The following is a 25,097-nucleotide window of genomic DNA, read 5'->3' as shown; positions in this document are numbered from 1 at the left end:
GCTTTGGCCACAGACCTGCGTCCGGACGTGGCCGCCGGCTGGCTCCTAGTCTCAGCGCGATGACAGGCGAAACGAAGACAGACCCGAACCTCTTGCCCGCAGTCGAGTTGGCCTCGCTGATCCGGCAGGGGCGTGTGTCGGCAGCTGAAGCACTGGAGGGTGCGATCAGCCGCTACGAGCGCCTCAACCCAGCGGTGAATGCGGTGATACTGACCCGGATCGACGACGCACGCGAGCGGGCCGCTGAGGCCGACGCGGCGCTGGCCGCCGGGGAGTGCTGGGGGCCGCTGCACGGCGTGCCGATGACCATCAAGGAGGCGTTCGACTGGGCGGGCACGCCCTCGACCTGGGGCAACCCCGCATGGGCCGACAACGTGGCCGACAGCGATGCCGTCGCGGTCACCCGGTACACCGACGCAGGGGCGGTCATCTGGGGCAAGACCAACGTGCCGCTCATGCTGGGCGACTGGCAGAGCTTCAACGACATCTACGGCTGCACCAACAACCCGTGGGACCTGACACGTGTTCCCGGCGGTTCCTCCGGTGGCTCGGCTGTCTCACTCGCTACCGGCATGGCATCGCTGGAGTTGGGCTCCGACATCGGTGCGTCCATCCGCAATCCTGCGCACTACTGCGGCGTGTTCGGCCACAAGCCGACGTACGGGTTGGTGCCGGACGGGGGTCACGCGGTACCCGGCGCGCTGGTCAGCAGCGACATCGCCGTGTGCGGCCCGCTGGCGCGCAGCGCCGCCGACCTGGACTTGGCACTGGATGTGCTCGCCGGACCCGATGGCTTCGATGCCGGCGGCTACTCCGTGGCGCTCCAGCCGGAGCATCGCGACACGCTGGGTGCCTTCCGGGTGGGCGTCATGCTCGACACGCCGGTCATCCGCAACTCGACAGCGATGATCGACACGCTGCAGCGAGCAGTAGATGCGTTGGCGGCAGCGGGTGCCGACGTGAGCGAAGCCACCCCTGATATCAACCAGCACGAGTTCAACGAGAACTATCTCATGCTGCTGCGCGCCGCCACCGGCGCGCTGGCTGACGACGCGATGTGGAACGAGGCCCAGTCCCGTGCCCACCGGTACCACGACGGCGAGGGCGACTACCAGTCGCTGGTCGATTACGCCATGACGATGAACCACCGCGAGTGGTTCGCTCACCACAACAAGCGCGAGGGCTACCGGCAGGCGTGGGCCCGATTCTTCGACGACTACGACCTGCTGCTGTGCCCGATCGCTGCCTCGGCGGCATTCGTCCACGACCACACCGGCACTCGGCCCACGCGCACTATCGACATCGACGGCCGCCAGGAGCTCGGCGTGGATCAGCTCTTCTGGGCGGGCTGGAGCTGCAGCGTCTATCTGCCGGGCACGGTCGCACCGGTCGGGATGACCGATGACGGGCTGAATCTGCCGGTCGGCATCCAGATCGTGGCGCCGCATTTGGCAGACCGCCGCGGCATCCGGTACGCCGCCCTCATCGAGCGAACGCTCGGCGGGTTCGTCTCCCCGCCCGGCTACGAGTAACCGCGCCCACGGGTGCCGTTTGCGGGCTGACTCCCGGCGCCGACGACAGCTCGTGCAGCTGATCGGGCCTGCGTGCTGCGCCGTCTGCTAATCAACTAGGCCGTGACAGACACATCCGGGACCGACACCGATGCGGCCGTTGATGCGGCTTTGGACGAACTGCTGGACCAGCTCGACCTGCAGCAGAGCGACGACGGATCGGACACGTTCCGAGGCAAGGGCTCTGGCTTCGACGAGTTCGGCCTGTACGGCGGGCACGTCCTGGCCCAGGCCGTCGTAGCGGCGCAGCGGACCGTCGACGACGACCGGCCGATGAGCTCGGTGCACGCCGTGTTCCTGCGGGGCGGCGATGGCTTGGCGGAAGTCGACTACCAGGTGGAGCGCGTGCGCGACGGGCGGGCATTCTGCACCCGCCGCTCGCAGGCCTTCCAATCCGACCGCCTGATCTTCGAGCTCACGGCCACGTTCCACGTCCCCGAGACGGGCAAGGTCGACATTCAGACCCCGTTGCCCGACGATGCGCCGCCGCCGACCTCAGTTCCCACCTACCAGGAGTGCATTGCGCAGGTGGGCCCCATCTTCGGTGAGCAGTGGTCGTACATGACCCGGCCGGTCGAATACCGGCTCGTGCATGCTCCATGGGCGCCGACGGGGCCGTCACCACGCGGCGGCATCGACTACTGGTTCCGTGCGCCGCGCCGGCTGCCGGACGATCCGGCGATTCACGAAGCGATCATCGCTTACATGAGCGACGACTGTCTCGCCGACAACGTGATCGTGCCCTACGGGGTCACCTGGCTCGACCCCAGCGCGCAGGTGGTCAGCCTGGATCACGCCATGTGGTTCCATGAGCCCGCCCGCGCCGACGAGTGGATCTACTGCCAGCAGCGACCGCTGATGGCCGGCGGCAACCGCGGCACCTCCGAAGCCCGTTTCTGGCAGAATGGCCGGCTGGTGGCCACCGCCATCCAGGAAGCGCTCGCCCGCCTCTGACGTACCCCTCCGGACCGTCAGTCTCCCGCCTCGCACGGCGGGACCGGCAGTGGGGCGCTCAGCCGACGATGCCGTCGGCGCGAAGCTCGGCGATCTCGGCGGGGGAGCGGCCCAGCTCCGTCAGCACCTCATCGGTGTGCTCGCCCTTGGCCGGGGCCAAGCGCTCAAGCTCGGTGGGCGTCTTGCTGAACCGGGCCGGGAAGCGTGTGGTGCGGATCTGGCCCACGTCGGTGTGATGATGAGTGAGCACCGTCTGATTGTGCTTCACCTGGGGGTCATCAAAAACTTCGCTGATGTCGAGCACCGGCGCGCAGGGAACGTCAGCGGCCTCGAGTGCGGTGAGCGCCTCGGCCGTCGTGAACTCGCCGAGCAGTTTGGCGAACACATCCTGGTGCTCATTCGAGTTCCGTATCCGGGCCTGGCGGGTGGCGAAGCGAGAATCCTCGATCAGATGCGGCACACCCAGCTTCACGCACACGCGGGCGTACTGATCGTCCGCCGGCCAGATCGCTCCCACCCAGCCGTCGGTGGTCTTCCACGGGCTGTACCACTCGCTGTAAGAGGGCGTCGGTATGGCGTCGGGCACCGACTCGTTCCAGAAGTAGTCGAGCCACATCCATGACAGCGTCGAATCGAGCAGGTTGACCTCGACATGCTGGCCGCCGGCGCCGTTCGATCTGGCCAGCAAAGCCCCGAGGACAGCATTGGCACCTGTCATCGCCGTGGTCTTGTCCGCAGTGGCGGACTTGACGAAGTCACCGCCCTGCGCCTCGGTCATGCCCGTCAGCGACTGGATGATCGGGTCATAGACCGGTTGGTGCGCATACGGGCCGTCAGGGCCGAAACCCGACACTGACAGGTAGACGAGATCGGGGTTGACGGCGCTGAGATCGTCGTAGCCGATGCGCAGTCGCTCGGCCACGCCGGGTCGGAAGTTCTGGACGAACACGTCGGCGCGCTCGACGAGCTGCAGCAGTACTTCGCGCCCGCGCTCGTCGCGGATGTCGAGGTCCATGCCGCGCTTGTTGCGGTGCATCTGGACCCAGCAGCCCGATTGGTCGCCGACGATCGCGCCGGTCAGGCGCATCACGTCGGAGGCGCCCACCTTCTCGATCATCACCACATCGGCACCCATCTCGGCAAGGTGGGACGACACCCATGCGCCTGCCACCGCGCTGGAGACGTCGATCACCGTGATGCCTTCGAGCGGTCCTGTCCCCATGGATGCCTCCTCTAATGGGCGTGCGGTGTGTGGGCGTGTTGCCGGATGAATCTGGTGACGGCGGCGTTCCATCCTGCGGGGTCTTGGGCGTTCACCGCGTGCGAGGCCGGCAGATCGGCTATCTGCAGGTCGGGGATCTGCCTCGCCCTCGGAAGGAGATGCTGAAAGCGGCCTTCCTCGGTGCCGTTGGTGAGCAGTACGGGCACGGCTACATCCGCCAGGCGTTCCCCGAGCGGGATCCCCGTGTTGGTGAGGCGGAACGAGTTGGCCAGCCCAGCGGCATCGTGCTCGGAGAACTCGCCTGCCAGCTTGGCTCGTACCGCTGGCGAGATGCGCTTCGAGCGGCCTGGGTTGATCCAGCTGTCGCGCAGTACTTCGATGCCGTGCGCCTCGACTTCGAGCGCCCGCTCTTCCACCAGAGTCTCGGTGCGCTCGGCCCACACGGCGGGCTCGCTGAAGGCCGATGACGAGTTGGTGAGCACGGCGCCGATGACGTGAGCGGGGTGCGCGAGCACGTAGTGCAAGGCGAGCGCCGCTCCCAGCGACTGCCCGATCATCCAGATCCGTTCGGCGTCGAGCTCCACTCGAAGCCGCTCGAATTCGGTCACATAGCTGTGCGGCCGGTATCGCTCAGGTTCGACGGGGCCAGGCGATCGGCCGTGTCCCCACAGCTCCATCACCACTGGGCGGCAGACCGTCTGCAGCGCTCCGATGTTGTCGTCCCAGTACGAGCGACTGCCCAGTGCACCATGCACCAGCAGTGCCACTGGGCCGTCACCGTCGTGGACAACTGCGTGAAGCCGTTCTTCGTCTGCGGTCATGGCGCGTCGCAACGGGCTCGCAAGTGGTTCCGACTCTTGGTTGGAGAACGAGCGCTGCGTTGCTCAGAAGCCCGCCGGTCGCTGGAACCCGCCGAGCGCCTCGTTGAGGAAGCGGCCTACGGCCAGCGTCGTTCGGTCTTCCAGGAATGGTCCCGCGATCTGCACCCCGACCGGCAAGTCACCACCGGCCGCGGGCACTGTGCCCACTGGTACGACCGTGGCGGGCAGCCACGACACGCCCGTGGGCCCCATCCACTTGATGATGTCGAAGTAGGGGCGGCTCTCGCCGTTCACGGTGATCCGGCGATTTGTGGCAGGACGGCTGTGGTCGTGACGGACCGCAGCGGTCGGTGTCACCGGCAGCAGCACGACATCCCAATCGGAAAAGAACTCTTCCCATCGCCTGCGCTGCTGCAGCCGGCGCTCGTGCCAGCTCAGCCATTCCCGGTGACGCATTGCTGCGTACCAGATGCCGAGATCCCCCTGAGGCTCTTCGTTCCCCGAGGCGATCTCTTCCAGCTGGGCGAGCGTCCAGGTCCCGGCCTCGGCGGCCGAGAGCAGGTGCAGGAAGGTGTCGACGGCTTTCTCGAACGTGAACGACGGCCGGGCCTCGGTGTCCACGCGGGCCCCAGCCTGCTCCAGCGCGCTGGCTGCTCCTAGGAGCAGCTCCCGGTACTGGCTGTCGATCGGGCACAGCTCCTCGTCCAGCCAGACGGCTACGCGGAAATCAGCGATATCGCCGTGGCGCGCCGGCGGCAGGTCGAGCGAGTACGCCTTGGAGTTCCAGGCATCGGGCCCGGCCAGAATGTCGAGTGCCATCTCGAGGTCGTCGACGTCACGGGCCATCGGGCCCGCCACGGCGATGTCAGCCTGGCTGAGCGTTCCCGGCATGCCGGGGATCTGGCCCAGCGCCGAGACGATGCCGTAGCTGGGCTTGTGCCCGGTGACGCCCGACCAGTGCGATGGGATCCGGATGGAGCCGCCGATGTCGGAGCCGAGTTCGAGCGGGGTATAGCCGGCAGCCAGCGCCGCCCCTGATCCGCCCGAGGAGCCGCCGGGCGTGTGCTCGACGTTGTACGGATTGGCGGTGGTGCCGTACACCTCGTTGTAGGACTGCGCGTCGCCAGCAAACAGCGGCAGGTTGGTCTTGGCGAACACGACCGCTCCGGCGGCCTTGTAGCGAGCGACGGGATCGGCGTCGCGCTCAGGCACGAAATCGGCGAGCGCGGGGGCACCCGAGGTCGTGACGAGTCCCTCGGTCTGGAACGAGTCCTTGATGGTGACGGGAACGCCGTGCAGCGGTCCCAGATCGTCTCCGCGAGCCACTGCTGCATCGGCGTCGTCTGCGGCGGCTCGTGCCCGCTCGGCGTCGAGCGCGACGACGGCGTTGATCGGACCGTCGAGACGTTCCACCCGCGCGAGCGCCGCCTCAAGCAGCTCACGGGACGAAACGTCCCCCGCGGCAACGGCAGCGGCGGTTTCGATGGTCGTGGCGTAAGCGAAATCATCCGCGGCCATGGGCCGAACCTCCTGGACTGACAAGTTGGTGGTGGCCGGACTCGTCCTGGCCACGTTCGTGTTGAACGGTGCAGGCAACCTAGTTCGCCGCATCCGGCCGCTGCCTGCCTGCGCCGGCACCTCGAAACTCGCTTGCCTGCGATGTGCAGCGGCACGACGGTAGGTGCATGCGAAATATCATGAAATTCATCATCCTCGGTACGAGCCTGAGTCTGGTGAGCCTCCACTTGGCGCCAGCAGCATCGGCTGGGCCCGCCTTCACGCTGCGAGGCGGCAGTTCGAGCCTTTCCGTCGGAACACAGGCCGAGCGACCCTCAGCACGCGATCCGGCTCTGGGAGACCTGCACATTGAGGTGGACAGCCGGGATCCTGCCCACAAGGCGGAGCGCGTCGGCGAAGCCGCCAACTTGGGCCTGTCGTCGCTGTCGTTCCCGCGCCCGGTGCCGCTGTTCGCACCCCCGGCGCAGCGGGTCCGCACGCTGGTCGGCATCGACACGTGGTTCTGGGTGCCCGCGGCGAGCTGGCGGCCCATCGTGCGCGTCGTCGCTGCCGGCAGTGTCGTGGTGACCCTCGTCGCCACGCCGGTGACGCTGCAGCTGATGCCCGGCGACGGGTCGCTCTTGGTGTCGTGCCCGGGCCCGGGCCTGCCGTGGCTCGTGCCCGGCACTCGCTCGCTGTGCAGTCACGTCTTCCAGCGTGCCTCTACTGCAGGGCTGACCGGCCGTTTTCGCGGCACAGTCCAGTCCGTCTGGACGGTGCGATGGACTTCGAGCACCGGATTGTCAGGGATCGCCGGTCCGGTAGTCGTTCCCACTCCGGTCTCGCTGCGAGTCGTCGAGGCGCAGCCTGTGTTGGAGCGTTGATCAGAGCCCTCCCGCAGCCGAAGTAGGTTCTGCGCGCAACCAACGGGAAGGGCATCATCGTGCTGGGCTGTCGAGTACTGGATCTGTCGGATCATCGAGGCCAGATGGCGGGAGCGCTGCTTGCCGATCTCGGCGCGGACGTTGTGCTGGTGGAACCGCCGGGTGGCTCCGCCGCGCGCGCCGTCGGCCCGTTCGTCGCCGGGCGCGAGAGCGACCCCGAAGCGTCGCTGTGGTTCTGGTCCTACAACCGCGGCAAGCGCAGCGTCGTGCTCGATCTCGACGATGCGAACGACCAGCAGCAGCTCCGGGATCTCGCGGCCACCGCAGACGTGCTCATCGAGTCGGATGCACCTGGTGCGATGGCTGCCCGCGGTCTGGGGCCCCAGGACCTGGCCGAGGTCAATCCCGGGCTCGTCTATACGTCGGTGACGGCATTCGGCCAATCCGGGCCGAAGGCGGACTGGGCGGCCACCGACCTCATCGTCTCTGCGGCGAGCATGCTGTCCAACGTGGTCGGCGACGAGGATCGACCGCCGCTGCGCATCCCGCTCGACCAGTGCTTCCTGCACGCGTCCGCCGAAGCGGCGGTCGGTTCGCTGATCGCGCTGCGTGAGCGCCAGCGCAGCGGCCTCGGGCAGCACGTCGACGTCAGCGCCCAGCAGGCAGTCACCCAGGCCACGCAGTCAGCGACGCTGTGCCACCTGTACAACTCGCCGGAGCTGCTGCGCATGAGCGGCGGTGCGCGACTCGGTCCGTTCCGGGTGCGGCTGCGCTCGCCTGCCGCCGACGGTTTCGTGTCGGCGACGATCCTGTTCGGGGAGTCCATCGGGCCATTTGGGGCGCGCCTGTTCGAATGGATGCATTCCGAGGGCGGCTGTGCCGACAGCGACTTGGAAATCGACTGGATCAACTTCGTCGAGGGCGTCATCACCGGACGCATCCCGCCCACCGAGTACGAGCGCATCCAGCAGGTCGCAGCGGACTTCACTGCCACGCGCACCAAGGCTGAGCTGCTCGAGGTGGCGTTGGACAAGCGCCTGCTCATCGTGCCGATCACCACGGTGGCGGACGTCGTCGAATCGCCGCAGTACTCCGAGCGTGGCTTCTGGCGCGACATCCCCACCGGCGGCCGCGATTCGGTGCGCTACCCGGGACCGTGCGCGCAGTTCAGCGCGACACCTCTCGACATCTCGACTCCGCCGCCTTCGGTGGGTCAGCACACTGACGAAGTGCTCGCCGAAGCGAGCGCCCCGGTGTCGGTTGCAGTGTCTGAGCGCTCAGTGGCGGCAGCGGCAGCGGGTCACCGCGATCCGGCGCTGCCGCTTGCGGACGTCAAGATCCTGGACTTCATGTGGGTCATGGCTGGGCCGGGTTCCACCCGTGAACTCGCTGACTGGGGTGCCACGGTGGTGCGTGTCGAGTCCACTCACAAGGTGGAAGCCGCCCGCACGATCCAGCCGTTCCTCAACGATGAGGCCGGTGCGGAGAACGGCGGGCTCTACCAGAACATGAACGCCAGCAAGCTCGGCATCACCATCGACATCTCCAAGCCAGAGAGCCGCGATCTCATCCTCGACCTGGTGCGCTGGGCCGACATCGTGACAGAGTCGTTCTCGCCCCACGCGCTGGCCGACCTCAACCTGGCCTACGAGGACCTGCGAGCAGTCAAGCCCGACATCATCATGGCGTCGAGCTGCCTGTTCGGACAGAGCGGACCGCTGTCGTCGCTGGCCGGCTTCGGCACGATGGGCGCGTCCATGTCGGGCTTCTACGAGATGACCGGCTGGCCCGACCGCGACCCCGCTGGCGTCTTCGGCGCATACACCGACTACGTGTCGCCCAAGTTCCTGAGTGCCGCACTGCTGGCCGCCCTGGACCATCGGGACCGTACCGGCGAGGGCCAGTACATCGACCTGTCGCAGGCCGAGTCGTCGATGACCTTCCTGGCGCCCGCAGTGCTCGACTACGACGTGAACGGGCACCTTCCCGACAAGATGGGCAACGACCATCCGACGATGTCGCCCCATGGGGTGTTCGCATCGGCGGGCGATGACCGTTGGATCGCCGTGGCATGTGAGCACGACGACCAGTGGGCTGCCCTCTGCGGTGTGATCGGTGCCGATGACATGGCCGGCCTGGCTGCCGGGGAGCGGCGTGAACGCGCTGGCGAGATCGCCGACCGGATCACTGCGTGGACCTCGCAGCGAGACAACGTCGAAGCGCACGTCGAGCTCCAGGCTGCTGGCGTGCCGGCCCACGCAGTCGCCAATTCCGAAGTGATGACGAACGATCCGCAACTCGCTCACCGCAACCACTTCCGCAACGTGCCGCACGGCTCCAACGGGACGATGTGGGTGGAGGGAGCGCGATTCTCCATGTCACGCAGCTCAGACGGCATCGATCACGCGGGCCCGACCTATGGCGAGCACACCTTCACGGTGCTGGAGGAGTTGCTGGGCTACGACCAGGATCGGATCTCTGAGTTGGCCGTGGCCGGGGTGCTGGAGTAGCTCGGCGCCGGCTCAGCCTCCGGCTGTCAGCTCTCGAACTTGCCGACCTTGGTGCCGGTGACGTTCTCGTAGTTCCGGTTCAGGAACCAGCGCTGGTAGTCGCCGTAGGTGATCGGCTCGTGACGGGCTGGTTGCTCGGCGCTGACCGTCGTGGACACCGGGTCCACGACGGCGTCATCTCGGGCTCCGTAGAAGAACGGCACCGCGTACCGGTCGCCGGCCGACAGGTTGCGTGCCCGGTGCGCTGTCGACAGGTAGACGTTGTTCGTCCAGCGCTTCAGCATGTCGCCGCTGTTGACGAGGTACGAACCGGCCATCTGGGGCGGAGCGATCCAGTCATAGCCCGCTGGTCGGATCTCCAGCCCCGGAACGTCGTTGGCGGGCAGGAACGTGAAGACCGAGCTGTCGGTATGTGGCGCGAGGCCCCACTCGTTGTCGTCGTAGTCCATCGGCGGGTAGTGCGACATGCGCAGCGACACGCTGGGTTCGTCGAAGTGGGGAATGAAGTAGTCCGGGGGCAGGTCCAGCGACAGGGCCAGGATCGGCAGCATCCGTGAGCCCAGCGCGATGAGCTGGTCGATGTACATCTCGCAGCTCTCGGCGAACCCGTCGAGCGGGGGGAACTGATTCTGCGTGTGATAGCCGTACCGGTGGCAGAAGAACGCCTCGTTCTGGTTGGGCTTGCGCACCGGTCCGGCGATGTCCGATGCGTAGGAGGTGCCGCCGCCCATCCCGAGGTAGCCGCCGACCACCTTGCCCATCGGAATCGAGTCCTTGACTGCCTGGGGCAGCGCATGAATCCGCCGGGCCTCGTCGAACATGTGCTCGATCGTGCTGGCAGCTACGCCGTGGTTGACGATGAAGAAGAAGCCCACCTCGGTGAGCGCATCCCGCAGCTCCGCCGCGAGGGTGGCTTGGGCTGCGACATCGGGCACCGGCTCATTCAGCGCAGCCAGATCGAGCACTGGGATGACGTCCGCCGAGCCGTCGGTCTGCCGTGTGACATCGCGGTCGTGTGTCGTGAGCGCCACGTTTCCCCCTTTGCGTCATCCTGAGCGTACGCGCCTGGCTGTCCTGGCGTCCCGGAATGAGGTGACGTGTCGTTGCTACGGTGCAGCCGTCTCGGCCGGGTTCAGTGAGCCGGGCCGAGTGCGCAGGCGATCGAGTCAGGGAGCACCGATGAAGGCGTGGCGACTGAACGAGTTGGGCTACCCGTGGGATGTGCTGGAGCTGGGTGAGTACGACTCTCCCGAGCCCGGGCCGGGCCAGGCACGGATCACGGTGGAAGCCACCGACCTCAACTTCGCGGACATCCTGCACTGCCAGGGCACCTATCAGGAGCGGTGGGATCCCCCCTTCACTCCTGGGATGGGAGCGTCGGGCACGGTCGTTGCCGTGGGTCCCGATTGCGACCTGAAGGTCGGCGACCGCGTGATCGGCTCGGGTGCCGGCGGTTGGGGCGGTTACGCCAGCGAGGCTCTCATCAGGGGCCGTACGGCACGGCACGTGCCTGACGATGTGTCGATCCCGGCTGCCTGCGCCGCGAACGTGATCTACGGCACCGCATGGTTCTCGCTGTACCGGCGGGGCCAGATGCAAGCCGGCGAGACGGTGCTGGTGCTCGCCGCAGCCGGCGGCGTCGGTTCTGCCGCGGTGCAGATGGCGAAGGCGGCGGGCTGCACCGTGCTTGCTGCTGCAGGCGGGGCCGCCAAGGTGGAGACCTGCCGCCAGCTCGGCGCCGACATCGTCATCGACTACGACAACGACGACCTGTACCAGTCGGTCATGGATGCCACGGGCGGCCGGGGCTGCGACATCATCTACGACCCCGTCGGCGGCAAGTACTTCGACGTCGCGCGGCGGCTGGTGGCGTGGGAAGGCCGGCTGCTGGTGGTGGGATTCGCCAGCGGCACGATTCCGCAGGCACCGGCCAACCACCTGCTGGTCAAGAACTACTCAGTTGTCGGCGTGCACATGGGCGGCTACCGCGGCCGCAAAGACGAGGTGCTTGACGAGTGCTACGCCGAGATCTGGCCGCAGGTTGCGGACGGCAGCCTGGATCCGCTGGTCAGCCAAGAGCTGCCGCTCGAAGGTCTGATCGACGGCCTGCGCGACCTGCAAGAACGTCGCACCACCGGCAGGGTCTTGCTTCGTCCCGATCTGTAGGCGCTCAGCCGCGGGCCGCTGTGCTTGCTGGTGCCCGCTCAGCCGCGGGCCGCTGTATTTGCTAGTGCCCGCTCAGCCGCGGGCCACTCTGTAACCGACTGACTCCCGGTCCCACAGGTCCGGGGTGACACCGGCGTCGCGGATGGCCTGCTTGCGGATCTTGCCTGAGGCGGTCTTGTCGAGTTCGGTGACGAAGTGCAGGAAACGCGGCACGCTGTGGCGGGGCATGCGCGGCACGCACCAGTCCAGGAAGTGGACCGGATCGGGCGCCGGCCCGCTGACGGCGACAACCGCCAGCACCTCGTCCTCCCCGCCGGCACCTTCGACGCGCAAGCCGACAACGGCGCTCTCGATCACGCGGTCGTAGCCGTTGATGACCGTTTCCACCTCGTAGCTGGAGATGTTCTCGCCGCGCCGGCGGATGCGGTCGTTCAGCCGGTCCACGAAGTGCAGCCGCCCGGCCTCGTCGAGCTTGCCTGCATCGCCGGTGTGAAACCACAGGTTCCGCCACGCGGCCACAGTGCGCTCGGGCATGCGGTGATAGCCCACGTTGAAGCAGAACGGCACCCTGGGGCGCACCAAGATCTCGCCGGTCTCATTGGGCGCGATCGGCTGGTCGGTCTCGGGGTCGGCCACGATCACGTCGAAGTAGTCGGCCAGCGGCCGCCCGGCGCAGCCCGACATCACCGGGTCGTCGAAGCTGGTGTAGGCAACCATGTTGACCTCGGTCATGCCGTAGCCCTGCATGATCCGCACGCCGAACCGCTCTTCGAATGCGGCGGCCCATTCCGCCGCCACGGGCAGAGCGATGACGGCCCGGAGCAGATGGTCGCGATCGCGGTCGGTCGGGGGGCTGCGCCAGATGAACTCGGGCATAACGCCAAGGGCGTTGGTCAGTGTGATGTGGTGCTGCCGCACGGTGTTGAGCCACTTGCCGGCGCTGAACCGCTTCTCCACGTACACCGAAGCTCCGGCGTGGAGCGACGCAAAGACCTGCATGAACAGGCCGTTCGCATGGAACAGCGGCATGCAGCAGTAGAAGCGATCGTCCGGTGTGATCTGGAGGCTGCGCGCGGTGCCGAGACCGAACAGATAGCAGTGCGCCTGTGGCATCAGCACGCCCTTGGCGGGTCCGGTCGTGCCCGACGTGTACATGATCGTGCAGACGTCGCGCGGCTCGGCCTGCAGCACCGCTTCGGGCCGCACGTCGGCATCCAGCAGCTCCTCGATCGAGACCTCCTCCGAACCCATGAGCACGCCGCCGGCACCGGCGCCGTAGTCGCCGTCGTCAACCAGGATCGTGGCCTGAATATCGGTCTCGGTCGGGGTGAGGGAGCCCGGCTCGATGTCATCGAAGCGTTCCAGCAGCCCGTGGTCGACCGCCACGATGCGCGGCTCTGAGTTGTTGACCTGGTGCTCCAGGAAGGTGCCGCGCAAATCGGTGTTGATCGGCACGAAGATCGCGCGGCGCTTGTGGGTGGCGATCATGAGCAGCATGAACTCGAGGCTGTTGGTGAGCAATCCCAGCAGCCGGTCGCCTGGCCGCAGCCCGAGGTCGGCAAGGGCGGTGGCGAGCCGATCGGTTTGCTCGTCGAGCTGGGCGAAACTGAGCGTGCGGCCGTCCTCGAAAGAGAGAAACTCGCGGTCGCCGTGAGCAGTGGCTGCCTGGTGCACGAGCGCTGGCAAGGTCCAGCCGTCGGTGGCAACGCCGCTGGCGTCTGCGATGCGGGTGTTGGTCCCTTGGTCACGGGTGCCCATCGGCGGAATCGTAGACTTCGCCCGGGCTTCGTCGGCCCGAACGGGTGCGCCCCCTCAGCGGGCGCTTGGGGGAGTTGGGCGCCTGCTTGGGAGGTGACCGCATGCTGATCGGACTGCCTCGTGAGCTGAAGGCGGGCGAGCAACGCGTCGGGCTGACGCCGCACGCTGTGCGCGAGCTAGTGCTGCACGACCACCAGGTCCTCGTCGAGTCCGGTGCTGGCGCAGGCATACGCGTGTCCGACGCCGAGTATGAGGCTGCCGGTGCGCTCATCGGCAGCTGCAGCGAGGTGTGGGAGAAATCCGAGCTGGTGGTCAAGGTCAAGGAGCCGCAGGCGTCCGAACGCAAGATGCTCGGCGCGGGCCAGATTCTCTTCGCCTACCTGCACCTTGCTCCCGACCCCGAACAGACATCGGATCTCGTGGATTCAGGCGCGGCTTGCGTCGCGTACGAGACGGTGACCGACTCGCGCGGCGGTCTGCCGCTGCTGGCCCCGATGTCCCGGGTCGCTGGCCGGCTCGCCGTACAGGCGGGTGCCTGGGCTTTGGAAACGGCCCACGGGGGCATCGGTCTGCTGATCGGCGGCGTGCCGGGCGTGCCGCCTGCCCGGGTCGCGATCATCGGCGGGGGCGTGGTCGGCGAGAACGCTGCTGAGATCGCCATCGGCATGGGTGCCGATGTGCGAGTCCTCGACATCGATCCCGCCGCCCTGGATCATCTCGAGCAGCGCTTCGGTGCCTCGGTGGTCACGGTCACCTCCACCCGGGCGACCGTCGAAACCGAGGTGCTGGGCGCCGATTTGGTCATCGGCGCCGTGCTGGTGACCGGTGCCCGGGCGCCGAAGCTCGTGACGGCCGACTTGATTGAGCAGATGCGTCCCGGCTCGGTGGTGGTGGATGTTGCCATCGACCAGGGCGGCTGCTTCGAGACGTCCAAGCCCACGACCCACGCCGACCCGACCTTCGTGGTCGACGATGTCGTCCACTACTGCGTTGCGAACATGCCCGGCGCCGTGCCGGTCACCTCGACCCGTGCGCTCAGCGATGCCACCCTGCCGAGGGTGCTGGCCATCGCCGAGAACGGCCTCGACGCCCTGCGCACCGATCCCCACCTGCGAGCCGGCCTCAACGTCTACAAGGGCCACGTCACCGAACCCCACGTAGCCGCCGCCCTCGACCTCCCCTACACCGACCCCCTCACCGCCCTCGGCTTCTGACCAAGCTCGGTAGTCGAGCTCCCAGCGTCAGGATTCAGCACGGTGGCTGGCGCGGGCGCGGATGAGTTGCTCGATCTGGGCGGCGGCTTCGTCGGGTGGTTCGTGTTCCCAGATGCGTATGGCGGTCCAGCCGGCGGCGGTGAGGCGGGCGTCGGTATCGGCGTCGCGGGCGCGGTTGCGGGCGATCTTGGTCTCCCAGTACTCGGCGTTGCGCTGAGGCTTCGTGCCGTGTTCGGGACAGCCGTGCCAGAAGCAGCCATCCACGAAGATCGCCACCCGCAGGCGGGGGAACACCACGTCGGCTTCGCGCCGCACGTCAGGCAAGGGTCGGCGGTGCACGAAGTAACGCAGGCCGCGCCGGTGCAGCGCTGAGCGGATCAGACGTTCCGGTCCCGTGTCGCGGGACCGCTGCTTGGACATTCGCTCTGACGCGGGACCCGGCAGCGCCTTTGGCTCCACCCGGCCGGTTCTAGCAGCCGGCTACGGGTAGCTGGGAGTGCGCGGACGACGGGCAGGCACCACCAGTATGAAGAGCGAGAGCGTGTTGTATGGCATTCCTGCACATACGCTGCCGGCCGGTTGCGGACAGGAACCCTCAGCAGACCGGAGACTTGAACATGACTCGAGCTCAATTCGGTACTCCGTGGCGCCGTCGAGCGCAAACTGCGGCAGCGTTGGCTGCGGCCGTGTTGCTGGCGGCGGCCTGCACCGGGGGTGACGCCGGCGACGGCGCTGATGACGGCTTCGACGGCACGGTCCGCATCGGCGCGGCGCTGAGCGAAACGGGCCGGTTCGCTGCCGAGGGCAGGGCCGTCCGTCAGGGTTACGACACTTGGCTGCGCTGGGTGAATGAGGAACACGGCGGCATTCGCGTCGGCGACGGCCGCTACCGGGCCGAGATCGTCTATCGCGACGATGAGTCTGACCCCGACCGGATCGGCGCTCTCATCGAGCAGCTCATCGACGAAGACGAAGTCGACTTCCTGCTCGGCCCGTACTCCAGCACGCTGACCGGACCTGCCAGCGCCGCCGCCGAGGCGCGTGGCGTGATCATGGTGGAAGGCAACGGCGCCTCCGACGGTCTCTTCGAGCGGGGCTACCGCAACCTGTTTTACATCGGCGTGATCGCCTCCGACTACACACGTTCGAGCATCGAGTTGCTCGCCGAACGCGGTGCGCGCACCGCAGTGGTGGCGCATGAAGACACGCCGTTCGCCGCGTCGGTTGCGGAGGGCGCGCAACGCCACCTTGAGGCCAACGGCGTCGAGGTGCTGGCGATGAGGCAGTACCCGGTCGGCGTCGACAACGTCGACGATCTCATGACCGAGCTTGCGGCACTCGAACCGGACATCTTTGTGGGCGGCGGCCACTACGACGACGCCGTGCTGTTCTTGCGCGCGGCACAGGCACAGGGCTTCGGTCCCGACGCCATGCTCATCACTGTCGGCCCCGCCAACCCGCAGCTGCTTGCTGATGTCGGCAGCGGCGCCGACGGGGTGCTCGGGCCCACGCCGTGGGAGCCAGTGATGGCCTACGAGGACGAGAGCTTCGGCTCAGCGAGTGCCTACGCAGACACCTACGAGGACCTCTGGGGCGAAGCGCCCATCTACCAGGCGGCCGGATCGACCACCGCCGCGCTTGCGCTGCACCTAGCCATCGAGGCTGCTGGCAGCCTCGACACCGATGCCGTGCGTGATGCGTTGCGAGATCTCGATATCGACACCTTCTACGGCCCGATCCGCTTCGACGAGCGAGGCGTCAATGTGGCCAAGCCGATGGGCACCGTCCAAGTGCAAGACGGCACCATCGTGGTGGTCGCACCCGCCGCAGCGGCTGAGGGCGAGCTCGTGTACCCGGCTCGCTAGCGACCCATTGTGAAGAACTCGTCGTTGGGTCGCATCGACGTCAGGTGGGCCATCCGGTTCGACAGGGCGAACAGGCCGGTGATGGCGCCGATGTCCCAGATGTCGTCGTCGCTGAACCCATGAGCCCGCAGCTCGTCGTGATCGTCGGTTGAGGCCGACCACGGCTCGCTGCACATCTTCAGGGCGAAATCGATCATCGCTCGCTGCCGATCGGTGAGATCAGCCTTGGAGGGGTCGACGGCCAGTTGATCGGCCAGCAGCGGGTCCTTGGCGCGGATGCGCAGGATCGCCCCGTGCGCCACCACGCAGTACAGGCAGTTGTTGGCCCCGCTGGTGGCCACCACGATCATCTCCCGCTCGGCATTCGTCAGCCCGCTGGGGCCCTCCATCAACGCGTCGTGGTACGCCATGAATGCGCGCATCTCGTCGGGCCGATGGGCCAGTGCGAGGAACACGTTGGGCACGAAGCCGGTCTTGGACTGGATGAGCTCGATCCGCTCGCGCAGGTCGTCGGGCATGTCCGCGATGTCGGGCACGGGGAACGTCGAGATGGCTGGCTCGGTCATGACCGCAGCCTAAGCAAGCGCTCCGGTGAATGACCGATGCAGCTTCTCCTACATTTGCGGGACCGACGAGAGGACTGCCTGCTGATGCACTTGCCACGACCGACCACGCCACGACTCGAGCCGATCCCGAAGGTGGCCGAGCGAGCCCGCGAGGCCATGGCGGACTCGTTCGCCAACGCTGTCAACGTCATTGCGACCATCGCGCACAGCCGCCCCATCTCCAAGGCGTTCGGCGAGTACGCCATGGCGATCCTGTACAGGGGCGACCTGTCACGTCGAAATGTGGAGATCGCTGTGCTGCGCATGGGCTGGAACTGCCAATCCGTGTACGAGTTCGGCCAGCACACGCTGATCGCCCAGGCCGAGGGCATGACCGACCAAGAGCTCTACCTCGTCACCCGGCCCATCGCCGAGGGCAACTGGGCGCCGGCCGAGGCGGCGCTGCTGCAGGTGGTGGACGACCTGTACTCCGACGACTGCGTCTCCGACGCCACCTGGGCCGAGGCGGTATCGCACTTCAGCGAAGCCGAGATGGTGCACCTCATCGCAGCCTCGGGCTGCTACCGGATGGTGAGCGGGCTGCTCAACAGCACCGGCGTGCAGCGCGACGAAGGCGTGCCCGGCTGGCCCACGGCGCCGGCCGCTACAAGCTGACCGTTCTCACACGGCTAGCCGACCGCAGGCACCTCGTCGAGCAGGCCGGTGTCGACGTCGTAGATGAAGCCGCGGACTGCGGTGTCGTGCTCAATGAACGGTGAGGCTCGCAGCGTTGCGATGGCGGCGCGCACGTCGTCGGCGGGGTCCGCGAACGAACAGATGGGCCAGCTGGGCCGGGCGCCCAGGCGCTGGCCGAGGTCGTCGCTGAACGCTGCTTCGTCGAGTCCGCACATGCCGCACTTCGTGTGGTGTATGACCAATATTTCCCGCGTGCCGAGCAGCTGCTGCGAAATGCACAGCGACCGGATGACGTCGTCGGTCACCACCCCCCCTGCGTTGCGCATGACGTGCGCTTCGCCCACCGTCAAGCCCATCTCCGCCAGCGGATCGATCCGGGCATCCATGCAGGTGACGATCGCCACGTGACGGCTGGGTGGCGCCGCCATGCCGGGCGTCTTGACGGCGTCCGCCGCCTGCCGGTTGTGCTCGACCAACTCGTCGGCTGACGGTCGGAACTCAGATGCCGTCGGTTCGCTGGCTTCGCTGTCGTGGCCCATCAGACGACCTCATCAGTGCATACGCCGGGGCGCTCCGGCGAGCCTGTGGTACGCCCCCTGGGACTTGAACCCAGAACCTGCGGATTAAGAGTCCGTTGCTCTGCCAAATTGAGCTAGAGGCGCATGGTGCCCGGCAAGGCTAACGACGCCCTCCCGGCACATGCGGCGGGCAGGGGTGTCGGGCGGATCGAGGGGATTCGAACCCCCGGCCTCCAGTGCCACAAACTGGCGCTCTAACCAACTGAGCTACGACCCGCATGGGGTGGTCAAGGATGCCACGGGCACCGCGGGCTCGCTACTGGATTCGGCGCGGAGCTGACGCCTGCGGGGCCCGGAGTCGAACCGACAACACGGCCGTCCCAGTGGCGGTCTTCAGCCGGGCGCGGCCCGGACGGCGTACCGTATGAACGTGAGCGCGCAGACAACGCAGTCCGGCGGGGCCCGGCAGCCGCCTGTCACCTACATCCCCAGGATCACGGCCCAGTACATCGGGCTGGGATACGGCGAGTACCGCTGGGTGCACAGCGACACGCCGCCGCCATGGACATCGCTGACCAAGCCGATCTCAGAGTGCCGCGTCGGGTTGATCGCCACCGGCGGCATCTATGTCACCGGTCAGACGGCGTTCCACTATCGCGACGACACGACGTACCGGGCGATCCCCACCGACGTCGACACCGCCGATCTGCGGGCCACGCACTTCGCCTACGACTTGACCGATGCGCGTTCGGACATCAACTGCGTGTTCCCGATCGAGGCGCTGCGCACGCTGCGCGACAACGGCGAGATCGGCGAGCTGGGGCCGAATGCCTACACCCTGATGGGTGGCATCTACAGCACTCGCCGGGTCCATGAGGAGCTGATTCCGGAGCTGGCGAAGCGCTGCGTGGCCGACGAGCTCGACGTGGTGCTGCTGGTGCCGGTGTGACCTGTCTGCCATCAGACCGGGGGTCTGATTGCGAGGGCCATCGAGGCCGAGGGCATCCCGACGTTGTCGATGACGAGTGCCCGTGACATCACCCGTGCGGCTTGGCCGCCCCGTTCCGTCTATCTGGACTATCCGCTGGGCCACACCTCGGGCAAGCCGCACGAGCCCGAGCTGAATCTGCAGATCCTGCGCGACACGTTCGCCGCCTTTGAGCACCTGGGCGTCCCCGGTTCGATGGCTCACCTGCCGTATCGCTGGTCGGAGACGGACCGCTGGAAGGACAAGGTGTTCGCGCCGTCCACCAAGGCGGCCGATCTGCCTGAGTGCGCAACTCCCGGCGGCGATGGCGCTCAGCAGGACGCAACCGGCGGTGACTACGAAGACGATCGAGTAGAGCGGCACCCGACGCCGCAACATCAGACCGAAGACGACGCTGCCGCGGCTCGGCTGAGCCACGACGGCGAGGACTGCCTGGTCTGCGCAGGCATCGACTACTGAGTCGCTCGACCGGCCACTCGATCGCGTGTTGACGGAATTGTCGGACCGCCGGTGACTGAAACGCCTGACGGAGCCCCCGAGCGCCGCGCCTCGGTCGGCGCGTTGTCGCCGGGGGCTGGCGGCGACTACGACCCCGCCTCCATCCCGGTACGTGACGCAGCGACGGTGATGATTTTGACCGACGAGCACGATCCCCATGTGCTCATGCTCAAGCGCAATTCCCGTTCGGTCTTCGTGGGTGACATGTGGGTGTATCCCGGCGGTGCCGTCGATCCCGAGGACGCCACGCAGGTCGCGGATGAGACCGTTTCGGGTCTGACGGATGACGAGGCCTCGTTTCAGATCGGCATCGAGCGCGGCGGCATCGCCTTCTGGGTCGCGGCCCTGCGGGAAACGTTCGAGGAAGCTGGCATCTTGCTGGCGCATCACGACCATCCGGTCGGCGTGGAGGATCCCCGGGACCTGCCCTCGGGCATCATCGATCTGTCGCCACCCGATGTGGCCGAGCGGTTCTCTCAGTACCGGGACGAGGTCAATGCCGGCGAGCGGGACTTCATCGAAACGGTGCGCGGCGAGGACCTGCTGCTCGACGGCGACAACGTCTACTTCATCGGCCGCTGGGTGACGCCGATGGGCTCGCCGCGCCGCTACGACACACGGTTCTTCTTGACGGCGATGCCTGATGGCCAGATGCCGTTGCCCGATCACGACGAGGCCGTCGAGCACCAATGGGTTCGCCCGGCGGACGCCATTCGGCGCAACGAGACCGGCGACATGGTGATGATGACGCCGACGATCGGGATGCTGCAGCGCCTTGCCAGCTTCGCGACGATCACCGAAGCCGTCGCGGCAGCGCAGCGCGGCGTTCCGGCCGACGATGAGCACGTGCGGATCCGCTACGACAACGAGGGGCCGCACCGGATCGCCTTCCCTGCAGATCTCGACTATCTGGAGGCGGACGGCAGCACCGAGGTGGGCATCCTGCGCTGGCCGCTCGGCTAGCGCGTCACTCGGGTTGCCGGGCTCCGACAACCTGCGTGAGGCCCGCCTGTCAACTTGCGAGTTCGCGGTCCTGCTCTATGAAGGACTCGATGGTGTTCTCCGCCAGGACGCTGTGGTCGGAGTCGAGCACCTCGAACATCCGCCCGGAGGGCTCGTGCATGGAGAACAGCACCAGTGAGCCTTCGGGGCCGCCGCGCTCCATGTGGACGTCGCCGCCGGGACCGCTGCAGTAGGTGCCGGCAGGCCGTATGTCGTGGTGCACCTCGTTGCCGTCATTATCGATGTCGATGACGTGGTGCTCTCCCTCAAGCACCAGCGAAGTCGTCGTCGCCACGTGACGGTGGAAGTGGCAGTAGGCGTCGGGGGCCCAGCGGATCAGCAGGTCCAGTCGCCCGAGATCCTCATCGTGGCCGAGCACGGCGATGTCGTAGTCGATCGGGTAGCCGAACCGTGGACTGCCGTCGTAGTGGATCCACCGGAGATCGTTCGTATCGAAGCGGAAGCCAGAGTCCTTCTCGGTCACGATCGGTCTCCTTCGAGAGTCAGGTGCCTGCGCAGGCTTGACGCCCGAATGTACTGAGCAGGCCGCCACTGCGCGGTTGAACCCTTGGACCGGCACCGCTTCGGTGGCAGGATGGCCCTTGGGCCCTCGTGGCCAGAGCCCCCGTGGCGCAACTGGACAGCGCAGCGGGCTTCTATCCCGCCGGTTGCAGGTTCGAGTCCTGCCGGGGGCGCATCACGTGGCCCGACTGCGCAGCACCTAAGGGCGCGGCATTCAAATTGGAGATGGTGTCGCCGGGGAACGCGGGTAGGTTCACCGGATGCCGCAGGGCTCAGTTTCTGACACGAGCACTGATTCCGCACTCGACATCGCTGGCGAGACTACGTCGGTCGCCGGGACGTCGATTGCCGAAACGAACGGCGCCGTGACCGACCAGAAGGTGGACACCGACCGCATCGAGAAGGCGGTGAGGGAGATCCTGCTGGCCATCGGGGAGGATCCCGACCGTGATGGCCTGCAGAAGACGCCCAAGCGTGTGGCCCGCATGTACGCCGAAGTGTTTGCCGGGCTGCAGGAAGACCCCGAGCATCACCTGCAGGTGCAGTTCGAGACCGGCCATGACGAGATGGTCATGGTGCGAGACATCCCCTTCTATTCGATGTGCGAGCACCACCTGATGCCGTTCGTGGGCCGTGCCCACGTCGCCTACATCCCCGGTGAGCGGGGCATGATCACCGGTCTGTCGAAACTGGCGAGACTGGTGGAGGCCTACGCCCGCCGCCCCCAGGTGCAGGAACGCCTCACCACCCAGGTGGCCGACAAGCTGATGGAGGTGCTCGAGCCACGGGGGACCCTCGTGGTGGTCGAGGCCGAGCACCAGTGCATGTCGATGCGGGGGGTGCAGAAGCCTGGTTCGCTCACCATCACCTCGGCGGTGCGCGGTCAGTTCCGCAACACGGCCACCCGTGCGGAGGCGATGCACCTCATCGGCGTCGGCCGCTAGCGACTCGTTCGTCTGGCTGCGCCGGAATGGACCCCAGCTCGCTCGCGGGCCCACCCGAGCTGGGGCGCAGCGTGCTGGTGCGCCGGGGCGATCCGGTGCCGGCCGCATGGGCCGATGGTGAATCTCTTCGTGTCAGCACCGGTGAATTCAGTGCAGAGGTCGGACGTCGACTGCGTGATGCATGGCTGACACGCACCCGGCTGGTCATCGAACTCGACGGCGAGTTGCCTGACCCGGCTGCTGTCTGGCATGCCCCGTGGTGGGAGTTGCAGCCTGGCTTGACGCTGCGATCTGAGGTGCTGCTGCATTTGTTGACGGCAAATGCCGTAGATGCTCGTGACCCTGCGTGGGCGCGCTTCGCGCCCGTCGAGGCGGCGCTGCGGCTCGGGGCGACGCGAGCTGGGGGTGCGGGCGATGTGGTCACGGACTCGGGGCCGGTGTGGTGTGACGGCGGGCCGCTGGATGCGTTCGAGCTGCCGTTGGCGGTCGTCCCTGCGGCCAATCTCGCGGCGCTGAGCCTGCGGGGCTTGCGGCTGACGAATCCCGATGCCGATCTGGCGACCGACCAACGCGACGCCGTCGGTCACCTGGGCGGGGCGGCGTGCATCGTGGCGCCGGCAGGATCGGGCAAGACCCGTGTGCTCACCGAGCGAGCCCGGTATCTCGTGCGGGATGTGGGCATCGCCGCCGGAGCCGTGTGCCTCGTGGCGTTCAACGTGCGGGCTCGCCGGGAGATGGAAGAACGCACCCGTGACCTGCCGGGTCTGCAGGTGCGCACGCTGAACAGCCTTGCTCTGGCGATCTGCAACGGCACGGGGCCGTTCGCCCGGCCAGCGCAGCACGGCCGTGTCGAGGTGATCGGCGAGATCGACATCCGTGAGCGCCTCGATGGTTACGTCAAGCGGCGCCGCCGGGCCATGACCGATCAGCTCGCTCCCTGGCTGGAGGCACTGAGTGCCACCCGTCTCGGCCTACGTGACCTCGCCGACGTTGAACGCGACTTCCAGCCCGATGTGCCCGACTTCGCCGAGATCGCACCGCGCTATGTCGCTGATCTCGAGGCCGATGGTCTCGTCGACTTCGATCAGCAGATCATCCGGGCGATCGACATCCTGCTGCGCGACCCTGCGGCTCGGGCCTCGGCCCGCCGCATCTGCGGAGTGCTGCTCGTCGATGAGTTCCAAGATCTGACACCCGCCCATCTGCTGATGATCCGGCTGCTGGCCGGACCGCGAGCCGATGTGTTCGGTGTCGGAGACGACGACCAGACCATCTACGGCTATGCGGGCGCGTCCCCGCAGTGGCTCATTGACTTTGACCGGTACTTCCCCGGTGCGCAACGACATCACCTGCATGTCAACTACCGCTGCCCGCCGCCAGTGGTCGGCGCGGCCGTCAACCTGCTGTCTCACAACCACCTGCGCATCGACAAGCAGATCACGGCAGACAGAGGCCCCGAGGATGCGGATGCTGCGGAAGCCAACGCTGCTGGGGGAGTGGTCACGGTGGCAGACGCTTCGGATACGGCCACCGCTCTGCGGGACACGGTCTCACGCTTGATCGAGGGTGGTGCGCGGCCGTCGAGTATCGCTGTGCTCACCAGGGTCAACAGCACGTTGCTCGTACCGCAGGTCGTGCTGGGGGATATGGGTGTCGCTGCCGATGCTCCCCTTGGACGGGGCTTCCTCGAGCGCACTGGCGTGGCTGCCGCGCTGGCGTGGCTGAAGCTGGCGACCGCTCCGCGTCATTCATTGCCCAGCAGTGCGCTGTCGGATGCGGCACGGCGCCCGCCGCGGGGCATCTCGCCCCGGGTCATCGAGTGGATCGGCGAGCAGCGCAGCCTGGGCGATCTGCGGGCGCTGGCGGGACGTCTCAGCGACGAGCGGACCTCGACCAAGATCACCGAGCTCGCAGACGATCTGGACCTCCTTTGCCAGCGCACCGCCAACGAGCAGCTCACCACGAGGCAGATCTTGGAGGCCGTGCGAGACGAGCTCGGGCTCGGCAGCAGCCTCGACAACCGGCTGGATGCCTCGCGGCGCTCGGTGGACCGCTCGGCGCACGGTGATGATCTGCGGGCACTCATCTCGGTAGCGCATCTGCACCCCGACCCGGCCGGCTTCCCCGGCTGGCTGGCGAGTCGGCTCAATGGCGCAGGCGGGGATGGCCGGGGCCGTGACAGCCGTGACGCGGTGGGATTCGGCACCGACGAGGGCACGGGTCCTCCGCGGCAACCGGGCGGCAGGGCGAGCCCTGGCGGGGCGGGCAGTGGCAGCGATCGTGTGCGGCTGGCAACCGTGCACCGGGTAAAGGGTCTCGAATGGCCCCATGTCATCGTGTACGAGGCTTCGGCGGGCCTGATGCCGCACCGTCTGTCGCACGATGTTGAGGAAGAACGCCGCGTGTTCCATGTCGCCCTGACTCGCTGTTCTGAGTCTGTGACGTTGATCTGCGGCGACGAACCGTCGCCGTTCCTGCCGGAGCTGAGCGAACTGGCCCCACCGCGTCGTGACCCCGCGCTGAACGGGCCGACCGAGCCGAGCCGGTCCGAGCGGTCTCAATCCGATGACTCTGGAGGGTTGTTCTCGGGGTCTTCCGACCCGGAGGCGGGATCGTCGGCGCCCACCGGCAATGCGTCGGGTGCGCGGGCGCGCAAGCCTCGGCCGGAACCGCCGAGCGACCCGCGCGATGCAGCGCTGTTCGAGGCACTACGCAATTGGCGCCGTGAGCGCAGCAAAGCCGACGGTGTACCCGCCTACGTCGTGTTCCCCGACGCGGTGCTGATAGCCCTCGCCACGCAGCGACCTCGCACCGACGCCGAACTCCTCGCCGTGCCCGGCATCGGCCCCGCCAAGCTCGCGTCCTACGGCACCGACGCGCTTGCCATCATCACTGGGCATGCCTGACTGGTCCGCGCCGCGA

Annotated in this window: 22 protein-coding genes and 3 tRNA genes; 14 read left to right on the top strand and 11 right to left on the bottom strand. The window is 67.4% G+C overall.

Annotated elements, in window-relative coordinates:
• Positions 1-59: 59 nt before the first annotated feature.
• Positions 60-1,532, top strand: a complete 1,473-nt coding sequence (locus ACOGI5_RS15315) for an amidase (protein WP_419865265.1) — start codon at positions 60-62, stop codon at positions 1,530-1,532.
• Between the two features lie 102 nt (positions 1,533-1,634).
• Entirely contained in the window at positions 1,635-2,525 is an 891-nt protein-coding gene (locus ACOGI5_RS15310; RefSeq protein ID WP_419865264.1) for an acyl-CoA thioesterase, read from the top strand.
• Positions 2,526-2,583: 58 nt separating this feature from the next.
• On the opposite strand, the gene ACOGI5_RS15305 is transcribed toward ACOGI5_RS15310, so the two are convergent.
• The 3 genes from ACOGI5_RS15305 to ACOGI5_RS15295 all read right to left on the bottom strand — a co-directional run bounded on the left by ACOGI5_RS15305 (position 2,584) and on the right by ACOGI5_RS15295 (position 6,086).
• Positions 2,584-3,747 carry a CaiB/BaiF CoA transferase family protein gene (locus tag ACOGI5_RS15305; RefSeq protein ID WP_419865263.1) on the bottom strand — a complete coding sequence of 388 codons (1,164 nt, stop codon included), beginning with the start codon at positions 3,745-3,747 and terminating at the stop codon, positions 2,584-2,586.
• A gap of 11 nt (positions 3,748-3,758) precedes the next feature.
• Positions 3,759-4,568 carry an alpha/beta fold hydrolase gene (locus tag ACOGI5_RS15300; protein ID WP_419865262.1) on the bottom strand — a complete coding sequence of 270 codons (810 nt, stop codon included), beginning with the start codon at positions 4,566-4,568 and terminating at the stop codon, positions 3,759-3,761.
• Positions 4,569-4,631: 63 nt separating this feature from the next.
• A complete protein-coding gene (locus ACOGI5_RS15295; protein WP_419865261.1) occupies positions 4,632-6,086 on the bottom strand; it encodes an amidase in 1,455 nt (484 codons plus the stop codon).
• Between the two features lie 179 nt (positions 6,087-6,265).
• Here ACOGI5_RS15295 and ACOGI5_RS15290 point away from each other — a divergent pair, with 179 nt between their 5' ends.
• Both ACOGI5_RS15290 and ACOGI5_RS15285 read left to right on the top strand, forming a co-directional pair.
• Positions 6,266-6,949, top strand: coding sequence for a hypothetical protein (locus ACOGI5_RS15290; protein ID WP_419865260.1), 684 nt, complete (start codon positions 6,266-6,268; stop codon positions 6,947-6,949).
• A gap of 59 nt (positions 6,950-7,008) precedes the next feature.
• Positions 7,009-9,459, top strand: coding sequence for a CaiB/BaiF CoA transferase family protein (locus ACOGI5_RS15285; protein WP_419865259.1), 2,451 nt, complete (start codon positions 7,009-7,011; stop codon positions 9,457-9,459).
• A 26-nt stretch (positions 9,460-9,485) separates the two neighbouring features.
• Here ACOGI5_RS15285 and ACOGI5_RS15280 read toward each other — a convergent pair whose 3' ends face one another.
• The gene (locus tag ACOGI5_RS15280; protein WP_419865258.1) at positions 9,486-10,490 is read right to left on the bottom strand and encodes an isopenicillin N synthase family dioxygenase; all 1,005 of its coding nucleotides are present in this window, start codon (positions 10,488-10,490) and stop codon (positions 9,486-9,488) included.
• Positions 10,491-10,638: 148 nt separating this feature from the next.
• On the opposite strand from ACOGI5_RS15280, the gene ACOGI5_RS15275 reads away from it, so the two are divergent.
• Entirely contained in the window at positions 10,639-11,625 is a 987-nt protein-coding gene (locus ACOGI5_RS15275; protein WP_419865257.1) for an NADPH:quinone oxidoreductase family protein, read from the top strand.
• Positions 11,626-11,697: 72 nt separating this feature from the next.
• Here ACOGI5_RS15275 and ACOGI5_RS15270 read toward each other — a convergent pair whose 3' ends face one another.
• Positions 11,698-13,383, bottom strand: coding sequence for an AMP-binding protein (locus tag ACOGI5_RS15270; RefSeq protein ID WP_419865256.1), 1,686 nt, complete (start codon positions 13,381-13,383; stop codon positions 11,698-11,700).
• A 101-nt stretch (positions 13,384-13,484) separates the two neighbouring features.
• Between ACOGI5_RS15270 and ald the strand changes: the two genes are divergently transcribed.
• Positions 13,485-14,597: an alanine dehydrogenase gene (ald, locus tag ACOGI5_RS15265; protein WP_419865255.1), complete on the top strand. Its 1,113-nt coding sequence runs from the start codon at positions 13,485-13,487 to the stop codon at positions 14,595-14,597.
• Between the two features lie 27 nt (positions 14,598-14,624).
• Here the strand turns inward: ald and ACOGI5_RS15260 are convergent, their stop codons facing one another.
• Positions 14,625-15,017: a very short patch repair endonuclease gene (locus tag ACOGI5_RS15260; RefSeq protein WP_419865254.1), complete on the bottom strand. Its 393-nt coding sequence runs from the start codon at positions 15,015-15,017 to the stop codon at positions 14,625-14,627.
• A 254-nt stretch (positions 15,018-15,271) separates the two neighbouring features.
• Here ACOGI5_RS15260 and ACOGI5_RS15255 point away from each other — a divergent pair, with 254 nt between their 5' ends.
• The gene (locus ACOGI5_RS15255) at positions 15,272-16,462 is read left to right on the top strand and encodes an amino acid ABC transporter substrate-binding protein (protein ID WP_419865253.1); all 1,191 of its coding nucleotides are present in this window, start codon (positions 15,272-15,274) and stop codon (positions 16,460-16,462) included.
• On the opposite strand, the gene ACOGI5_RS15250 is transcribed toward ACOGI5_RS15255, so the two are convergent.
• Entirely contained in the window at positions 16,459-17,028 is a 570-nt protein-coding gene (locus ACOGI5_RS15250) for a peroxidase-related enzyme (RefSeq protein ID WP_419865252.1), read from the bottom strand. The genes ACOGI5_RS15255 and ACOGI5_RS15250 overlap by 4 nt on opposite strands.
• A gap of 84 nt (positions 17,029-17,112) precedes the next feature.
• Here ACOGI5_RS15250 and ACOGI5_RS15245 point away from each other — a divergent pair, with 84 nt between their 5' ends.
• Positions 17,113-17,682: a carboxymuconolactone decarboxylase family protein gene (locus ACOGI5_RS15245; RefSeq protein WP_419865251.1), complete on the top strand. Its 570-nt coding sequence runs from the start codon at positions 17,113-17,115 to the stop codon at positions 17,680-17,682.
• A gap of 14 nt (positions 17,683-17,696) precedes the next feature.
• On the opposite strand, the gene ACOGI5_RS15240 is transcribed toward ACOGI5_RS15245, so the two are convergent.
• The 3 genes from ACOGI5_RS15240 to ACOGI5_RS15230 form a co-directional block, all read right to left on the bottom strand.
• Positions 17,697-18,242, bottom strand: a complete 546-nt coding sequence (locus ACOGI5_RS15240) for a beta-class carbonic anhydrase (RefSeq protein WP_419865250.1) — start codon at positions 18,240-18,242, stop codon at positions 17,697-17,699.
• Between the two features lie 46 nt (positions 18,243-18,288).
• Positions 18,289-18,365 (bottom strand) — tRNA-Lys (locus tag ACOGI5_RS15235).
• Positions 18,366-18,423: 58 nt separating this feature from the next.
• Positions 18,424-18,499: transfer RNA gene (locus tag ACOGI5_RS15230), tRNA-His, on the bottom strand.
• Positions 18,500-18,651: 152 nt separating this feature from the next.
• Here ACOGI5_RS15230 and ACOGI5_RS15225 point away from each other — a divergent pair.
• From ACOGI5_RS15225 to ACOGI5_RS15215, 3 genes are all read left to right on the top strand, one after another.
• The gene (locus tag ACOGI5_RS15225; RefSeq protein ID WP_419865249.1) at positions 18,652-19,170 is read left to right on the top strand and encodes a glycine/sarcosine/betaine reductase selenoprotein B family protein; all 519 of its coding nucleotides are present in this window, start codon (positions 18,652-18,654) and stop codon (positions 19,168-19,170) included.
• A gap of 69 nt (positions 19,171-19,239) precedes the next feature.
• Entirely contained in the window at positions 19,240-19,668 is a 429-nt protein-coding gene (locus tag ACOGI5_RS15220) for a hypothetical protein (RefSeq protein WP_419865248.1), read from the top strand.
• 51 nt (positions 19,669-19,719) lie between these two features.
• Positions 19,720-20,670, top strand: a complete 951-nt coding sequence (locus ACOGI5_RS15215; RefSeq protein ID WP_419865247.1) for an NUDIX hydrolase — start codon at positions 19,720-19,722, stop codon at positions 20,668-20,670.
• Between the two features lie 49 nt (positions 20,671-20,719).
• Here the strand turns inward: ACOGI5_RS15215 and ACOGI5_RS15210 are convergent, their stop codons facing one another.
• Entirely contained in the window at positions 20,720-21,193 is a 474-nt protein-coding gene (locus tag ACOGI5_RS15210) for a cupin domain-containing protein (protein WP_419865246.1), read from the bottom strand.
• A 137-nt stretch (positions 21,194-21,330) separates the two neighbouring features.
• Between ACOGI5_RS15210 and ACOGI5_RS15205 the strand changes: the two genes are divergently transcribed.
• The 3 genes from ACOGI5_RS15205 to ACOGI5_RS15195 all read left to right on the top strand — a co-directional run bounded on the left by ACOGI5_RS15205 (position 21,331) and on the right by ACOGI5_RS15195 (position 25,081).
• Positions 21,331-21,404, top strand: a tRNA-Arg gene (locus ACOGI5_RS15205).
• An 87-nt stretch (positions 21,405-21,491) separates the two neighbouring features.
• On the top strand, positions 21,492-22,175 hold the full coding sequence (folE, locus tag ACOGI5_RS15200) for a GTP cyclohydrolase I FolE (RefSeq protein ID WP_419865245.1): 684 nt from the start codon (positions 21,492-21,494) through the stop codon (positions 22,173-22,175).
• A 26-nt stretch (positions 22,176-22,201) separates the two neighbouring features.
• Positions 22,202-25,081 carry an ATP-dependent DNA helicase UvrD2 gene (locus ACOGI5_RS15195; RefSeq protein WP_419865244.1) on the top strand — a complete coding sequence of 960 codons (2,880 nt, stop codon included), beginning with the start codon at positions 22,202-22,204 and terminating at the stop codon, positions 25,079-25,081.
• Positions 25,082-25,097 lie beyond the last annotated feature (16 nt).

The organism is Candidatus Poriferisodalis sp. (assembly GCF_965208925.1).
GTDB lineage: Bacteria > Actinomycetota > Acidimicrobiia > Acidimicrobiales > Poriferisodalaceae > Poriferisodalis.
This window is presented reverse-complemented; position numbering and strand designations above follow the sequence as displayed.

Bases quoted from the DNA above. Each gene is read 5' to 3' on its own strand.
- ACOGI5_RS15245 (WP_419865251.1), top strand. From the start codon at position 17,113: ATGCACTTGCCACGACCGACCACGCCACGACTCGAGCCGATCCCGAAG.
- ACOGI5_RS15250 (WP_419865252.1), bottom strand. From the start codon at position 17,028: ATGACCGAGCCAGCCATCTCGACGTTCCCCGTGCCCGACATCGCGGAC.
- ACOGI5_RS15240 (WP_419865250.1), bottom strand. From the start codon at position 18,242: ATGGGCCACGACAGCGAAGCCAGCGAACCGACGGCATCTGAGTTCCGA.
- ACOGI5_RS15315 (WP_419865265.1), top strand. From the start codon at position 60: ATGACAGGCGAAACGAAGACAGACCCGAACCTCTTGCCCGCAGTCGAG.
- ACOGI5_RS15220 (WP_419865248.1), top strand. From the start codon at position 19,240: ATGACGAGTGCCCGTGACATCACCCGTGCGGCTTGGCCGCCCCGTTCC.
- ACOGI5_RS15300 (WP_419865262.1), bottom strand. From the start codon at position 4,568: ATGACCGCAGACGAAGAACGGCTTCACGCAGTTGTCCACGACGGTGAC.
- ACOGI5_RS15275 (WP_419865257.1), top strand. From the start codon at position 10,639: ATGAAGGCGTGGCGACTGAACGAGTTGGGCTACCCGTGGGATGTGCTG.
- ald (WP_419865255.1), top strand. From the start codon at position 13,485: ATGCTGATCGGACTGCCTCGTGAGCTGAAGGCGGGCGAGCAACGCGTC.
- folE (WP_419865245.1), top strand. From the start codon at position 21,492: ATGCCGCAGGGCTCAGTTTCTGACACGAGCACTGATTCCGCACTCGAC.
- ACOGI5_RS15270 (WP_419865256.1), bottom strand. From the start codon at position 13,383: ATGGGCACCCGTGACCAAGGGACCAACACCCGCATCGCAGACGCCAGC.
- ACOGI5_RS15260 (WP_419865254.1), bottom strand. From the start codon at position 15,017: ATGTCCAAGCAGCGGTCCCGCGACACGGGACCGGAACGTCTGATCCGC.
- ACOGI5_RS15295 (WP_419865261.1), bottom strand. From the start codon at position 6,086: ATGGCCGCGGATGATTTCGCTTACGCCACGACCATCGAAACCGCCGCT.
- ACOGI5_RS15305 (WP_419865263.1), bottom strand. From the start codon at position 3,747: ATGGGGACAGGACCGCTCGAAGGCATCACGGTGATCGACGTCTCCAGC.
- ACOGI5_RS15290 (WP_419865260.1), top strand. From the start codon at position 6,266: ATGAAATTCATCATCCTCGGTACGAGCCTGAGTCTGGTGAGCCTCCAC.
- ACOGI5_RS15195 (WP_419865244.1), top strand. From the start codon at position 22,202: ATGGACCCCAGCTCGCTCGCGGGCCCACCCGAGCTGGGGCGCAGCGTG.